Annotated in this window: 12 protein-coding genes; 6 read left to right on the top strand and 6 right to left on the bottom strand. The window is 40.8% G+C overall.

The window, feature by feature from the left end; all coding sequences use genetic code 11:
- Window positions 1–142 precede the first annotated feature (142 nt).
- Together H5186_RS03180 and zapE are read right to left on the bottom strand one after the other, a co-directional pair.
- The gene (locus H5186_RS03180; protein ID WP_182794114.1) at window positions 143–1,159 is read right to left on the bottom strand and encodes a DUF4238 domain-containing protein; all 1,017 of its coding nucleotides are present in this window, start codon (window positions 1,157–1,159) and stop codon (window positions 143–145) included.
- Between the two features lie 360 nt (window positions 1,160–1,519).
- Complete coding sequence (gene zapE / locus H5186_RS03175) at window positions 1,520–2,629, bottom strand: cell division protein ZapE (RefSeq protein ID WP_182767275.1); 1,110 nt, start codon at window positions 2,627–2,629, stop codon at window positions 1,520–1,522.
- Between the two features lie 58 nt (window positions 2,630–2,687).
- On the opposite strand from zapE, the gene rsuA reads away from it, so the two are divergent.
- Window positions 2,688–3,386 (top strand): 16S rRNA pseudouridine(516) synthase RsuA, encoded by a 699-nt coding sequence (rsuA, locus tag H5186_RS03170; protein ID WP_182718326.1) that lies wholly within the window; start codon window positions 2,688–2,690, stop codon window positions 3,384–3,386.
- A gap of 83 nt (window positions 3,387–3,469) precedes the next feature.
- The gene (locus H5186_RS03165) at window positions 3,470–5,140 is read left to right on the top strand and encodes a methyl-accepting chemotaxis protein (protein WP_182718327.1); all 1,671 of its coding nucleotides are present in this window, start codon (window positions 3,470–3,472) and stop codon (window positions 5,138–5,140) included.
- 66 nt (window positions 5,141–5,206) lie between these two features.
- Here the strand turns inward: H5186_RS03165 and H5186_RS03160 are convergent, their stop codons facing one another.
- Complete coding sequence (locus H5186_RS03160; RefSeq protein ID WP_149983146.1) at window positions 5,207–5,980, bottom strand: YggN family protein; 774 nt, start codon at window positions 5,978–5,980, stop codon at window positions 5,207–5,209.
- A gap of 104 nt (window positions 5,981–6,084) precedes the next feature.
- The gene (locus tag H5186_RS03155) at window positions 6,085–8,514 is read right to left on the bottom strand and encodes a zinc-dependent metalloprotease (protein WP_182794113.1); all 2,430 of its coding nucleotides are present in this window, start codon (window positions 8,512–8,514) and stop codon (window positions 6,085–6,087) included.
- A gap of 161 nt (window positions 8,515–8,675) precedes the next feature.
- Here H5186_RS03155 and H5186_RS03150 point away from each other — a divergent pair, with 161 nt between their 5' ends.
- On the top strand, window positions 8,676–9,644 hold the full coding sequence (locus H5186_RS03150; RefSeq protein ID WP_145234740.1) for a class 1 fructose-bisphosphatase: 969 nt from the start codon (window positions 8,676–8,678) through the stop codon (window positions 9,642–9,644).
- 153 nt (window positions 9,645–9,797) lie between these two features.
- Here H5186_RS03150 and H5186_RS03145 read toward each other — a convergent pair whose 3' ends face one another.
- Window positions 9,798–10,124, bottom strand: coding sequence for a hypothetical protein (locus H5186_RS03145; protein WP_182794112.1), 327 nt, complete (start codon window positions 10,122–10,124; stop codon window positions 9,798–9,800).
- A 57-nt stretch (window positions 10,125–10,181) separates the two neighbouring features.
- Here H5186_RS03145 and H5186_RS03140 point away from each other — a divergent pair, with 57 nt between their 5' ends.
- The 3 genes from H5186_RS03140 (at window position 10,182) to H5186_RS03130 (ending at window position 14,702) form a co-directional block, all read left to right on the top strand.
- On the top strand, window positions 10,182–10,538 hold the full coding sequence (locus H5186_RS03140) for a DUF5522 domain-containing protein (RefSeq protein WP_182761848.1): 357 nt from the start codon (window positions 10,182–10,184) through the stop codon (window positions 10,536–10,538).
- A gap of 170 nt (window positions 10,539–10,708) precedes the next feature.
- Entirely contained in the window at window positions 10,709–13,093 is a 2,385-nt protein-coding gene (locus tag H5186_RS03135; protein WP_182794111.1) for a TonB-dependent receptor, read from the top strand.
- Window positions 13,094–13,157: 64 nt separating this feature from the next.
- Window positions 13,158–14,702 carry a tetratricopeptide repeat-containing sulfotransferase family protein gene (locus H5186_RS03130; protein WP_259400275.1) on the top strand — a complete coding sequence of 515 codons (1,545 nt, stop codon included), beginning with the start codon at window positions 13,158–13,160 and terminating at the stop codon, window positions 14,700–14,702.
- Here H5186_RS03130 and H5186_RS03125 read toward each other — a convergent pair.
- Window positions 14,671–15,525: a sulfurtransferase gene (locus H5186_RS03125; RefSeq protein WP_182718334.1), complete on the bottom strand. Its 855-nt coding sequence runs from the start codon at window positions 15,523–15,525 to the stop codon at window positions 14,671–14,673. The genes H5186_RS03130 and H5186_RS03125 overlap by 32 nt on opposite strands.
- Between the last annotated feature and the right edge of the window lie 185 nt (window positions 15,526–15,710).

Here is a 15,710-nt window from a genome sequence, read left to right as displayed (position 1 = left end):
CAATGCCCTGAAAAATGCTTAACGCCTACTTAAGTGTGAGCAACGCTACCACAACACTCGACTGTTACATCGTAAACACAAAAGCTCAATCAGACCAAAACCGCCGAGCGTTGAGAATCCGTCTTAAAGCGTTTGTTATAAGTTACTCCATCAGAGCCCACAACTCTTTCTTTAAGTCACTAAGCCCTTGATTTCCATACCTCAGATTCGCATAATTAATCACATTTTCTAATGTTGGCTTATCATTGCAAAATACAAATCTTTTTGCTTGTAAATAATTTAGTACTGATAACTTAAATGCCCAATCAGCTACATTCGTAATCTTTAACTGCGCTTGGTAATTAAAATTAATATAAGCTAAGTTAGGTGACCAAGTAAAAATAAACTCTTGTTCCAAGCTTACCCCGCGACCACTAGTGATAAATGGAGCATCAGAGCTGACAATTATTTGTTCTGGAAGGTAAACTTGGCACAACTTGTGGTATTTTTTTTTATTAATGTAAACGCCCGACAATGGAAAAATAAGACTCTTATAGACTTTCATGAGATTTTTTTCTTCGCCAAATACAAATGGAAGATAAATGTCATGCTTTATTTCATTCAAAAACTCAGGAACAAGGTTAAAGTCTATGATTTCAATTTGGTTAGACTTTTGCAAAAAAGAGCTAATAGATTCAGATAGGTAGCTTTCTGTTGTGTTTAATTCAAAATATCCGTCATGTATAGTCAATCGCCAATAGAAAACTGAAATAAAGTAGTTAAACAGCCTAAAATAATAAGGCTCATCCATTAATTTATCCAGACTACATAAATACCTTGTTTCTTTTAATTTGTCTTTATCCCTAATTTTTAACTTTCTTTTTTTTATTTCTTCTAACTTATTACAGTAACTCGTAGTAACTTTAAAGAACTCCGACATTATTGATTCTAGCTCTGAAAAAGACTTTTCAATAAAAAAGTCCTTTTCACCAAGCATGTCTAAAGTATTTCTGTGCCTTTCGCAACATATTTCCTTAGTTGTTTTTGGTATTACAACACGGTGAAACTCTTTATCATAGGAGTACACACGATATAATTTTTTCTTTTTTGTGAACTCAAAAGCAAACGACTTAAGATAAAACTGTGGCAAATAATGATGAGATACAGGCTCTTTTGACATCTGCTTTACTTCCTATAACTTATAACATTCTTTATCAAAGGACTCTTTCCCTATTTTAGCGCGAAAACATTCTTATTTTATGAGCTTTTATTAATAACAAAAACTATAAGTTATTGCCACATATAAATATTATGCTTAATGTAACTTATTTAAATATGTAAAAAAGGGGAAAGTACCCTCTTAGTCTTAATTAGCTGACGGCAAGTCTCCTGAATGACCGCTGTTCGCTCATAGCTGCCTGTCAGATTAAATCTAAACCTATTCGTCAAAACTGCAAAATCAGATATGAGCTACTACAGATAAAGAGAATGCAACTCTCACTTATAAGTAGATAGTAAAGGTTTATAATTAATAGAGTGACTACCAGTTTTGCATTTCTATTAGCCGAGATTCTGTACGGGCATATTCAAATGCTAACTTTTGACCTTGATATAAATCAGCAATGCCAACCTCGCTACTCAGTATCAATAACTTGCCACGGTCGTAAAATTCATCCACTAAGGCAATAAAGCGTCGCGCTTCATCGTCTAGTGTATGTTCTTTTAAATCTTGTTTTTCACGCTGATAGCTATCTTCAATACCATGCACTATTTGCTTACCTGTCGCCGCAGCGCCCATTACTGGTACATTACAAATATATACACGCTGATAGTACTTTGCTAAATGAATATAATCAGCGGTACTACGCGGGCCTGAGCACAACGCCATAAAATCAAACATAATGGCATTATTGCTGAGCCTTAAACACGCTAGTTTACGCCCGTAAATAGTAATATCAGTTGCTGTTTGTAAGTTATCTGCAAAAGCCAAAAAATCAGCATCCAGTTCAGAGTTAGCCGAGCTGTTAAAATAATGAGTCGCGTGCTTTCCAAAACGAAATCGGTGGTCAACAGTGCCAGTGACATTAATAATATGACAATGCGCTTTAATTAACGCTATGGTGGGTAAAAAGCGCGCTCGCTGCAAGCCGTTATAATAAAGCTGCTCAGGTTGACAATTTGACGTAGCAACCAAAACGATGCCTTTGGCAAACAAGGCTTTAAATAACCCAGCCATGATCATAGCATCGCCAATATCAGAGACAAAAAACTCATCAAAACAAATTAGTTTCAGCGTTTCTGACCACTCATTGGCTATTTTATCCAGCGGGTTTTTAACCCCTTGCAACTGTCCTAGGCGAGTATGTACTTGAGCAATAAAATGATGGAAGTGTAACCGTGTTTTTTGTTTAATAGCTACAGTCTCAAAAAACACATCCATTAGCATCGATTTACCCCGTCCAACAGGTCCATACAAATAAATGCCCTGCAAAGATATCGATTTTTGCCACCAATGATGCGGTTTATCAATGGCAATTGCGAGATTGTCTAGTGCATTCACCGCCGCTAATTGGGCATCATCAAATTGCAATTTACCGGTGGCTATTTGCTGTTGATAATATGCTAATATTTGTCCGCTGTGTACTGTCATGCGTTATCACGATCCGTTATACTCGCCGCCATTGTAGTCGACTAGAAGTGTGAACCCAATGAAATTCCCTTGCCGCCTAGATAAATTTATTAGCCATCTAGCAGAAACGCCACGCACCAAAGCGAGGGCAGGAATAAAGCGTAAAGATGCCAGCGTAAATGGCGAGGTGATCTGCGCTTATGATCATCCAATCACAGCAACTGATGACGTATTGTGGCAAGGTAAGCCGCTAGTTTTTTTAGGTAAACGTTATTATATGCTGAATAAACCGGTCGGTTATGTATGCGCTAACAGTGACGAGTTACACCCAACGGTATTTGATTTACTCGATGAACCTAACATGAGTGATTTTCATGTTGCAGGTCGGCTTGATCTCGATACGACTGGACTTGTGATCATTACCAATGATGGCGATTGGTCACATAAAATCACCTCCCCAAAACATAACAAATTCAAGACTTACCTAATTGAAACGCAAGAACCTCTAACGGATGATGCGCTGGAAAAACTGCGCCAAGGGGTGCAATTACACAACGAAAAAGAGCTAACCAGACCCGCAATTGCTGAGCAACTTGCCACATACCGTATGCGTTTGTCGATCTGCGAAGGTAAATATCATCAGGTTAAACGTATGCTCGCCGCAGTCGGTAATAAGGTAGTTGAATTACATAGAGAAAAAGTAGCAAATATCGAGCTTGATGAGACCCTTGCCAGCGGAGAATATCGACTCTTAAGCGCAGCAGAAATTTTACTTTAAATTACCTACAGTGGAAACTTGAGTAAAAATCACGTCTAATTCCGTTATTATTGTTAATTAAAGCTAACATCTAGCCGACAAACATGGTAGAAAATCATGGTCATAACAATAATAAGGGGCTCGATGTGCTGTCAGGTTTAGCATTAAGAACTAAAATAATCTTGTTCGCTGGAGCAATGTTTATAGCACTCAATGCTATAGCATTACTGGGCTTACAATCTCTTCGTCACGCTAGTGAAAACGATAATATTGCCCGTATCAATCAACTCATGAAAAGCACGACAAATATTGTCGAGCAATTTGAGTTACTTGCTAAAAATGGGCAACTAACCGAGCAACAAGCGCGTGACTTTGCCACGCAAATGTTGCGTGAAAACAAATACCACGACAGTGAATATGTCTACGTAGTGAATGATAAACTCGACTTTATTGCTACACCTCACGATCCGCAGCTACACAACACCAGTTTTAATGATTTCAAAGATGCCAGCGGTAACAGTATTGGTCGTATGGTTGAACAATTAGTCGGTAATCAAACCAACAAAATTATTACCTATCATTGGGATTCTGTCCGTGATGGTGAAACCGTTGACCTAACCTCTGTGGTGCAAAAAACCCCTTACTTTGGTTGGTATGTTGGTACCGGGATCAGCGAAAAAGAAGTTGATGAGCGTTACTGGAATACCGCTAAGTGGTTACTAGGCTTGTCACTACTTATTGCCCTTGCTTTAACTGCTGCAATTGCTCGCTTTGGTATTTCTTTAAGCAACGCGTTAGGCGGTGAAGTCACTGAGGTAATTGGTATTGTTAAGCAAGTTTCTCGTGGTAACTTAAATTCGCATATTCGTACTGACGCCCAACCTGAAAGCATTATTGCTGCCATGCACTATATGCAACAAGGGCTACGGGGTGTAGTTGGCAGTATTAAAGATGTTACTGATAGTCTAAAAAATCAGAGTTTAGATAACGAATCCCGCTCAACTGAGCTTGATAAACTGACCCGCAGCCTAAACGAAGAAACCCATATGGTCGCATCAGCTATCACTGAGCTAACAGCCTCTGCGCAAACAGTGGTTGAGCATGCCGAGCAAGCCGCCTTTTCAGTACAAGAAGCCGAAAGCCAAGGACAAAATGCCAGTCATTTAACTGCTGAGGCAGCAAATACCATAGCTCTTTTAGAGCAACAAATTGACAGCGCTGGTAATAACATCCAACTCCTTGATGATGAAGTAAATAATATTGCAAATGTGCTTACTGTTATTCAAAGTATTGCCGAGCAAACTAACCTGTTAGCACTCAATGCAGCCATTGAAGCTGCCCGTGCTGGTGAACAAGGAAGAGGCTTTGCGGTCGTTGCGGATGAAGTACGTCAACTAGCGCAGCGCACGCAAACTAGCACAGAAGAAATTCGTACTATGATCGGTAAATTACAATCCGCCACGAAAGATGCAAAAACTTCAGTTAACTTAAGTATTGCCACCAGTGAACAAACCGTAGCGAAATCTAAAGATGCCAGTGAAGAGTTGCAGCGTGTTGCTGCATCTTTGAGTGCCATCGCACAAATGAGCCATCAAATAGCCATTGCAGCTAAAGAGCAGCTCGATGCAGGGGAAGACACAGCAAGACGCATTGTGACCATCTCTGACACCGCCTCACAGACCGCAGACCTATCGCATCAAGCCCATGCTGCAACGGACTTGATAAAAGGACTGACGAGCGATTTAGAAGCTGAAACAGGCAAGTTTAGATCCTAGTAATTGGTTACCTAAAATTAAAAAGCCCGCGTTAATTACGCGGGCTTTTTAATTGAATTGATTAAGTTAAGATTTAATTTGTACTAAATCAAAATCAGCCATACTTGGTACTATCATTTGTAATCGTGATTCGGTGACATCAAGCGAGTTTAAACATTCACAGTATTCTGAGGCTTTTAACTCTAACTGTTGAGCTTTTTTCTGCAGTGACTTATCGATTTCTTTTGAAATAATATCCATGCGCTGTCCCATGTCATTAATACGATCTTCAATATTACCTTCGCGGGACTTAAATGCATCACCTAGAGAAACTAAAATAGCGCCGAGAGAGCCATGAACGGCAGAGTGAATTTTTTGACTGATCTCTTCGGTAAAAAAATCATCAATTTTAGATAGTGATTGTGGGGCAATAAAAAAGAAATCATCACCGCGTTTAAATTTATCCATTAAAGCGCGCTCAACATATTGCAGTTGCGTTTTTAGCACTTCCGACTCTTTGTCCGACATACCTTCAACAACTTGCTCTATCGCACTTAAGCCAAGATTAACACCGTCAGTTGCCAACTCTACCAACTCAGGCACCGTATCGCGAATACCCGCGCTAAACTGTTTTAACACTAGGGTTTCATCTGACGTTAGATCAATCCAATAGCCACGGATAAATAGTTGATTATCATTATTTATTTGTACGCGGGTTTGGCCCTTATCAACAATACGAATGACATCATCAGTGATGATCAAACCATGCCTTAGCTCTACTTCACACACGGCTTTAGCGCTGACATTAAGACTTGATAGTGCTATGGACATCGCCAATATCGAACGAGATAAAAACGCCATAAACACCTCAAAAAGACTAAAAATGGAAGGCGGCTAGGTTAACAAAAAACCAGTTTTATGCAAGAGAAACTAGGCCCTAGCTTCTAGGGCCTTGTAGTTAACATTTAAATTGGTGATCCTGGTGGAATTGGTAATGCAGTAAAATTTGTAGGCCAATTGCCGGTAGCCAGAAACTGTTTAATTTGATCGGCTAAGTATTGCTTAAACGCACTTTCACCAACATCAGCACTGCTAAGTAAAGACTCTTGCTGATACGCCTTACTCAGTTTTACTAAGTAATAACGCAACTGAGCTTGCACCTCTGGAGCAACTTTATCACTGGCGACTAAATCAGCAAACTGCTTTGCTGTTAATAACTGCACCCGCTGAGTGATTTTACCTGCCATGCCTTTTTTGCTCTGAATCAAAAACACCTGCTGATAAACTTTTGCAAGCAGTTCATCTAAGCTAAAAAATGCATTACTGCGCGCTTGTTGCTGTGCTAAACGATTTAATCGTTGGCTATTTAGCAATAACGCTAAACTATGTTGTGCAGCCACTTCGGGTAGCGCCATTGCATCTAAGGTTAAGCCAGTGCGGCCAACAATGCTTTCTCGACTTTTAGATTCGCCATAGGCCTTGGGTGGAATTAGCGCTAACACTGATTCTGGTAATACTAAATTGTCAGCATTTAGGGTCGCTAAGATGGCCTTTAAAGCGAGCTGTTGAGTTGCCTTTGCAACAACTTGTGCACCTTTTACCATACCTTGACCACGTACTTCGTAATCATAATCAACACCTGCAATCAGTTTTACAGCAGACTCGACCTGATAACGATGGAATAAATACAGCGGCACCAGCATCTCTTCTAGCTGAGATAGTGAGGTTCCTTCTTTGATATTGTTAATACCAAATTTAGCGAGTGCTTGTTGTCTTACGTCAAGCACTCTTAATAGCTCTTCACTTGGCGAACTGCCGTTATCCCATAAATGTGCTGTTGGATGCGCGCCACCTTGCGCTCGTGCATCACTATCAGAAATAAACTCCAGCCCTTTAGCTTGGTTATCCGCTAAAATTGCACTTAGTTCTGCATCTTCATCAAGGTTACGAAAATCACTGTAACCGTACTTTATAACTTGCGTATCCCACTGCCCCATACCTTGTGCATAACCTCGGCTCACATCGAGTTCACCTTGGTCATTAAAGCCCACTAGTGGGTGCGGATAATCCATCACCGAAGCACGATCAGCCACTGATGCAGAGAAATTATGCGCTATACCAAGTGTGTGACCAATTTCGTGAGCACTGAGCTGGCGAATACGATCAAGTGCCATTGCTTGTAACGTTTTTGCCACTTCATTACCTTTTAAATAAGGCGCTGCAAGTGCTTCAGCAATTAAAATATCTTGGCGCACACGCAGTGAGCCTAATGTAACGTGACCTTTTAAAATCTCACCTGTACGCGGATCGATCACCGAGCTGCCATAAGACCAACCGCGCGTTGCACGATGCACCCACTGGATCACGTTATAACGCACATCCATAGGATCGGCGTTATCTGGTAACACTTTAACAATAAATGCATTTTTATAACCCGCTTGAGAAAACGCATCATCCCACCATTTTGCGCCATCGAGTAACGCTGTTTTTACCGGCTCTGGTGCACCAGGATCTAAATAATAAATAATCGGCTCAACGGGTTCGCTAATAGGTAAGCTTGGGTCTTTTTTCGCTAGACGATGACGCGGGATATAACGTACCAACATTGATTCACTTAATGGCGCGGCATAATCTTTATGTTCAATACTCCAATAACCTGATTGCGGATGAAACGCACGTGGCGTGTAATTATCATCAGGTAACTGTATTAAAGAGTGATGCATATGCACGGTTAATGCGTAAGGGTCAGCACTGACCTGACGAATATACTCACCCGGTTGAGTGCCATTAAATGTCAGCACAGCTTCAAGTTCAGTATTTTTCATAAACGCTTTTGAGCGATCCATATTTACTGCACTGCGACTTTCATCAAGGCTAAAATTGCCTTGTTTACGTGCAGCAAGCGTTCGACCCACACCATGTACATCGCTCAGTAAATAGGGCGTGTAATCAATCAATACAGCTTGCGGGCTTTGTGCAACCACTTTAAAACCCGCTAAAATACTTGATGCAAAGGCTTCTTGAATACTTTTTTGTTCGGCTTTATTGCTGGTATTTGCACGGTAGTAGGTATTAATAGCCCGTAACATCACTTTATCGCCAAAGCGCTCAAACTGTACTAGATGCGTATTGCCTAACTGGCCGCGATCAAGGCCAATATCGTTAGAGCCGACACCATAAGGCAAGCTTTGCTGTAATAAAAATTGCTGCTTGAGTTTATCAACTTTTAAATAAATTTTACCGTTTTGAGTGTCGTAATAAAAAGAGAAGTAGCCCGGAAAATGATTCATTTGTTCAGTAAAATCATTAATAGACTTAATTGCTGCGTGCGCTTGGGTTATCATAGTTAGCAACACAGTAAAGAGTATGTAACGTATCAATGGTATTTTTTGCATAATCTTATCTTTGTTATTCGCGTTTTAAATACGGTTAAGGTGTGTCCAGTATAGGATGTTGCACCTAAAATACAGTTATTTAAGACGAAATTCAGCGCTTGCTGTGATGATCCCTCTCACCCTATGATTATCATGGCCCATAACGTTATCAGGAAAATAGAATGCGTAGACTACCTCCGGTATTACTTGAAGACGGTTGCCCTAGAGAGTTAATCTCATTGATCAGAACGATTTTAGCGGCCTGTAAAGAAATTTCGTTCCGCGTCGGCCAAGGTGCCCTGTCCGGTGTACTAGGTTCAACGCTTGATGAAAACATTCAAGGCGAAACACAAAAGAAACTCGATGTTCTGACCAACCAACTACTTAAAGATATTTTACTGGAGTCAGGCTACGTAAAAGCGATAGCCTCAGAAGAAGAAGACTACACCGTAGCTGGCAACCCGAATGCAGAATATATCGTTGCGTTTGACCCACTTGATGGCTCATCAAATACCGATATCAATTCATTGGTTGGTACTATTTTCTCAGTAATGAAAGCGCCTGAAGGCTCAGATCCTGCAGATCAAAGTATCTTTATGCAACCGGGTAAAAGCCAAGTCGCTGCGGGATATGTATTATATGGCCCATCTACAGTGCTTGCATTAACGACTGGCAAAGGTACACGTTTCTTCACGCTAGATAAAACACACGGCAGCTTCTTATTAACTCAAGATTTTGCCCAAGTACCAGAAGAGACCAACGAATACGCCATCAATGCGTCAAATCAACGCCATTGGCAGCCTGCGATGCAAAACTACATAAATGACTTAATGGCTGGCGAAACAGGCCCACGAGCGCGTAACTTTAACATGCGCTGGATTGCCGCCATGGTCGGTGATGTTCATCGCGTGTTATGTCGCGGTGGTATTTTTACCTACCCAACCGACACTAAAGATCCAAACAAACCAAATAAGCTACGCCTACTTTACGAAGCAAACCCAATGGCTATGCTGATCGAGCAAGCCGGCGGCATCGCTTCAACTGGCACAGAACGCATTATGGATATTCAACCCGACGCTATCCACCAACGCGTAGCGGTAATTTTAGGTTCGAAAAACGAAGTAGAAACCTGCTTGGGATATCATAAGTAATAGACTGCAGGATAAAGGAGCTAGGTAAAAGGCTCTAGGCAAGTGATTTCCTCAGGTAACAATCGCATGGTAGGCGCGGCTTTATGCCGCGTTTTTTATTTTCAGCCATATCAAAGCGAAGTTAGCCGCAATATCCCTAGAACCAAGCCCCTACTAACTTGCTAATAATTCAACCAACTTCGCCACTTTACTCTTATCAAGCTCGCCCATTTGTTCGCTGTTGCTGAGGGCATAGATAACCCCTTCGACGGCGCTATAGTCGATATCGGTTCTAGATTCTATAACATTCGCCCACAACTCCAGGTCATCTAAATCAATCTCATCTGCTTGGCAGCGAGTGAGCACATCCAAAACAGTTGCAAGCGTCAATACGTAAATTGGGCCCTGGTTATCTATTGTTGATGCAACAATAATACTTATGGCTTCGTCTTTGTGTTTACCAAAAGTGACGAATTCTGCTAACGCTTGTGCTCTGTTCATTTTTAATTATCTGTTATCCTGTAACTGACTATTTCATTGAAGATTAAAATATATCTAATGACTATTTTAGCCTGCTCGCAATGCCAAGCGACTCTTAACTGCAATGTTGATGATATCAATGCCTGTTGGTGCAATGAGCTGCCTGCTATTTTACCGCTTGATAGTACAACCACCAGCTGTTTATGCAGAGATTGTATCTTGGCGAAAATGAACCAATTTCTAAATACTCTCTATAAACGCCCTCTCAAAGAACAACTTACTTTCGCAAAGCCTTTTCACAGTAACGATAATTTAATCGAACACCTCGATTATGAAATGCAAAATAGTTATATGGTATTCAGTCGTTGGTTTTTCTTAAAGCGCGGAAAGTGCTGTAAAAACAACTGTAAAAACTGTCCTTACAAAAACACTTAGATATTTATTCAAAATAACGGCATAAACATACAAATAAAGCATGACGAAAAGAATAAAAATACACTATAATTGGATATAAATTCACTAAATATCCAATGTATTTTGTTTAAATAATCAACTTGGCTTGATTTTTAAGCATAAAATCACTGTAACTTATTCGGAAAATGAACATGAACACCTTTAGGCCAGCACTTCTTGCATCAGCTGTTTCTGCTATTTTATTTAATAGCCACCATCTTGCTGCTGCGCAGTCAACAACCCAAGCAGAAAAAGCAATAGAAACAATTCAAATTACCGCGACTCGTCGTGCGGGCTCAGTGCAAGAGGCACCACTTAATATTACCGCCCTTGATGGTGATGTGATCAAAGATCAAAACATTGGTGATCTTGAAGATGTGGCACGCTGGGTGCCAGGTTTAACTATTTCTGATCAAGGTGGCCGTGAAGGTTCACCGATTATTGTCCGTGGCTTAAATACTAATACTTCTGATCGTATTTCTGATGGCGGTACAGTTGCCACTTACGTGGGTGAAATTCCACTAAATATTGATTTACGCTTAACTGACGTAGACCGTGTTGAAGTACTTATTGGCCCACAGGGTACTTTATACGGAGCTGGAACATTAGGTGGTGCAATTCGTTACTTATTAAAACAACCTCAGCTCGATATTACCGAAGGCCAAGTCACTGGTGATGTGTTTAGCTTAAACGAAAGTGACGGCACTGGCGGTGAGTTTGGTTTAGTATTTAATACGCCATTAATTGACGATGTATTGGCAATCCGCGCTAGCGTCAATTACTACACCAACCCAGGTTATATCGATTATAACTTCGTAGTACAAAACCCAGGCGTATCAAACCCAAACCCTGATTTTACCAACCCACAAGATGTCAGTGCTAACTTGCGCAGTGTCAGTGATGTAAATGATGAGCAAATTACCACAGGTCGTGTATCACTTCGTTGGCAAGCCAGCGAAGCAGTAGAAGCAACGCTAAACTATTTTTATCAAAAACAAGAAAATGGCGGTAATTCTACATCGCAATATAATTCATTAAGTGACAGCAGTGGCCTACAAGGGATGGTTGGCCAGTATGAAAATGCCGCGCGGATACTTGAGCCTGGTGAAGAAGAAAACGACTTATTAAGCTTGGAAATTAAAGCGGATTTAGGTTTTGCTGAACTTGTATCTGCCTCTGGTTGGTCAAGCTATGAGCAATCTGGACAACGTGATCAAACTGATTTGCTTTACGACATATGGACTGGTTATGCAGAATTTCCAGCGTTTGTTGCGCAAACCTTGGATACATCAAAACGTGATAGTTTCACTCAAGAAATTCGTTTAGTGTCTAGCTCTGATAGTGCTTTTAACTGGATTGTCGGTGGTTACTACAACAAGCTTGAAACTCACTCAGACGATCGCGAATACACACCCGGATTAACTGAGTTTTGGGGCGATGATATTCCTAATCTACAACAAGATCTCGAGTATATTTTAGTCAGTGACTCTGAAACCACTGAAAAAGCACTATTTGGTGAAGTAGGTTATGCGTTTACCGATCAATTCAATGTAACCCTTGGTGCGCGTTTTTACGAATATGATGTATCCACTACTTCAGGCTCAGCCACACCGTTGTATTCAGGTGATTTTTCATCATTAGATCAACTTGCAATGGTGAATACGAGCGCCAGTGATAACGGTAACTTATTTAAATTTAACGCTAATTACACTTTTGAAACTGGTGTACTGGCCTATTTTACCGTTAGTGAAGGCTTTAGGATTGGTGGTGGCAACGGCCTAGCTCCTTGCCCTGATGTGTTACCTGAACAACAAATTGTCTGTGCTCTACCAAATGAAATTGGTTATGAACCTGATACCACTGTAAATTATGAACTTGGTTTTAAATCGAGCTGGTTTAAAAACCGCCTACACTTTAACGCGGCATTATTTAATGTTGATTGGAAAGACGCGCAAATCGGTAGCACAACCGTAAATGGTCAGGAGTTGATTACCTCAAATGCAGCTACTGCTAACTCTAAAGGGGTTGAAGTTTCAAGCCGTGCAATCATCGCGGATAACTGGACTGCTTATGCCACATACGCTTATGCCAAAGCGCAATTAACTGAAGATTCTCCTGATGTATTTGGTGCAGGAGTACAAGGCGGTGAAGATGGCGACCGCTTGCCAGGTGCGCCTGAGCATCAATTCTCGTTTGGTCTGCGTTACGAACAAGATGTATTAGATAATAAACTTTTAAGCGTAAATTACGGTATAACAGCACAGAGCGATACGATCACTAAAATTGGCTTAAAAGCTGATGGTGAAACGCTTGCAGGCTATGCCTTGAGTAACTTATCTGCCAAGCTAACCGGTGATATGTGGTCGGCCACTCTCTATGTTGATAACTTATTCGATAAGTACGCGTTCACCTCTGTACGTCGAGATAAGTCTTGGATTGATTCGAAAGAACTTCCTGAACTACAACGTGTGTATGGTCACTACACTACAACACCGCGTACTATCGGCATGAAGTTTACGTATAACTTTGAACTGTAATAACGGTTATCTATAAATTAAAAAAGCCTTGGTGTTTTACGCCAAGGCTTTTATGCTTATTGCCATGCTGACATCGATACAAAAAAACCTACAACAACAAATTGAGCACGCTATTAATCATAGCAAGCTTAATGACGCGCATTTATTACTGATCAGTAATATTAAAAACACACCAGATGATCACTTTAGCTATTTTTTGCTGGCGCAAGTAAATGTTGCAGCAAATGATATAAGCAAAGCAAATAAACTCTTAAACAAAGCGATTAGTATTACGCCCCTACCTTTATATTTTGCTCACTCAGCCAAGTTTGCCGTACTGCGCGGGCAGCTGTTAGATGCGCAGCAATATATAACTGAAGCAATAAAACATCCATATTATGAAGTTATTGAATGCGATTTAATTGCTAATGTACTGACTCGTTTAGGCCATTATCCACTGGCGCTCGAGTGGCAATTACGGGCCTATCAACAAGCCCCTAACAATCCGCAAATAAGTTATAACTTAGCTGTGGCCTATAAAATCATGGGGCAATTGAATGATGCTATACAGCTACTGCGTACACTTACAGAGTTACATCCGCAGCATCTTCAAGCTCACTACTCGCTCGCTGAACTTAACAATAACAAGCAGGCTAAGCAGCATTTACAACAGCTGTTAACTTTAACCGAATACGCTAAAACGCCGATGCAGCAACAATTTCTGCACCATGCGATTGCACTCAATTACGAGCACTGCGCTGATTATAAGCAAGCCTTTGCCCACTTTACTACAAGTAAGCAAGCGATCTGTCAGCATGTAAAATATGATGCGCAAGCTCACAAAGCATTTTGCCAGCAACTAATAACCTTAAGTCACGAGTATACGCCGCCCTTAAGCGACAGCGATTTTACCCCGATATTTATTGTTGGTATGCCGCGCTCAGGGACTACTTTGCTAGAAAAAATAATGAATCAATCAGATTTGGTGCAAGGTGTTGGTGAACTCAATGATATTGCCCAGCTTTGCCAAGGTAATAATGCTCAGGCATTAAATAGCGTGGTGCTCAATGATGCATATAAAAATGCTGCGTTAATGGCGCAGTTGAGTCAGTATAAACAGCGTATTAGTCAACTAGTAGCACCACAGCTACGCAGCTGCGACAAACAGCCATTTAATTTTTACTATATCGATTTAATTTTAGCGGCTTTCCCGAAGGCTAAAATCATTTGCATGCAACGAGGCCGAAAAGCTAGCTGTATAGCTAATTACCGCCAACTGTACAGCCCAGCCAGTGCGTTTCATCACTATAGCTATAACCTGCAAGACATCGATAGTTTTTATCAAGATTACAGCTCTTTGATAAATCATTTTGCAGCAAAACACCCGGATAATGTGATGATTATGCAATACGAAACATTAGTATCAGAGCCAATCACAAGCACGCAACAGCTCTATGATTTTTGTGATTTACCTTGGCAAGTTAAGTGTCTGGATTTTCATAAACAACATAGCCCGTCGGCAACAGCAAGCAAAGTACAAGTACGCCAGCCTATCAATAAAAAAGCCATTGATTACTGGCAGCACTACGGATTTGCGTTTAACGCGAAGGACAGGGACCCGTTTCGATAGGTAGTTCGTCTCGGCCGCCCCACTCACTCCATGAGCCGTCATAAACATGCAGATTTTCATATCCACACTCATCGGCAAATAACGCCAAGATACATGCAGTAACGCCGGAGCCACAACTAAATTGCAAGGTAGTTTGCAGATCTGCTTGATCGCCAAGTACAGCCTCGAAAGCAGCTTTAATGTCAACGAATGGTTTTGCTTCGCCATCATCCAATAATTCAACAAAAGGTAAAGCGCGGCTATTAGGAATATGGCCGCTGCGCATCCCAGCTCTCGGCTCTGCCATTTCACCTAAATAACGCTGATAACCTCGTGCATCAAGTAGTACGGTATGTTCATCATCTATGCCCTGAAAGACTGCAGCCGCATCAATAAAGTAACCAACTCGCGGTTTGGCAACAAAGTTACCTTTATGATAATGGCGACTATATTCAATTTGCGTTAAATAACCCAACGACTGCCACTTAGCAAGGCCACCACTGAGTACTTTGACATTATCAAAGCCCATGGCTTTAAACATCCACCAACCTCTTGCAGCACTAAATAAGCCTTGGTCTTCGTAGATGATAACTAAGGAATCTTTATCAACCCCCATTAACTGCATCTGCTGAGTAAATTGCTCCGCACTGCACATGGTATGCGGTAGCGGATTGTCTTGATCGGCTAATTGCTTTTTAAAGTCAAAACGCTGTGCATTTGGCAACTTAGCCTGCGGTTTATACTCACCCAGCTTACCTGGGCGCACCATGCCAGCATCAAAGATAACCAGCTTTGGGTCGTTTAAGTGCTCGTTTAGCCATTGGCAAGTTACTATGTTTTTCATTGTGTTCCTTTACTTCTGTTACATATTACTAAGCCTTCTCTACCAGAGCCTATTATTAAAATAGTTACGGTACATTTTGCACAATAATTTTGCCAGTTTCTATATACACTGTAAATTACTTAAATTATCAAGAATAAACTAAAAAATATTTTTTCTACAATTATATACATTTATACTAGGCATTA

It is taken from the genome of Pseudoalteromonas sp. SG41-2 (assembly GCF_014164535.1).
Taxonomy (GTDB): Bacteria; Pseudomonadota; Gammaproteobacteria; order Enterobacterales; family Alteromonadaceae; genus Pseudoalteromonas; species Pseudoalteromonas rhizosphaerae.
This window is presented reverse-complemented; position numbering and strand designations above follow the sequence as displayed.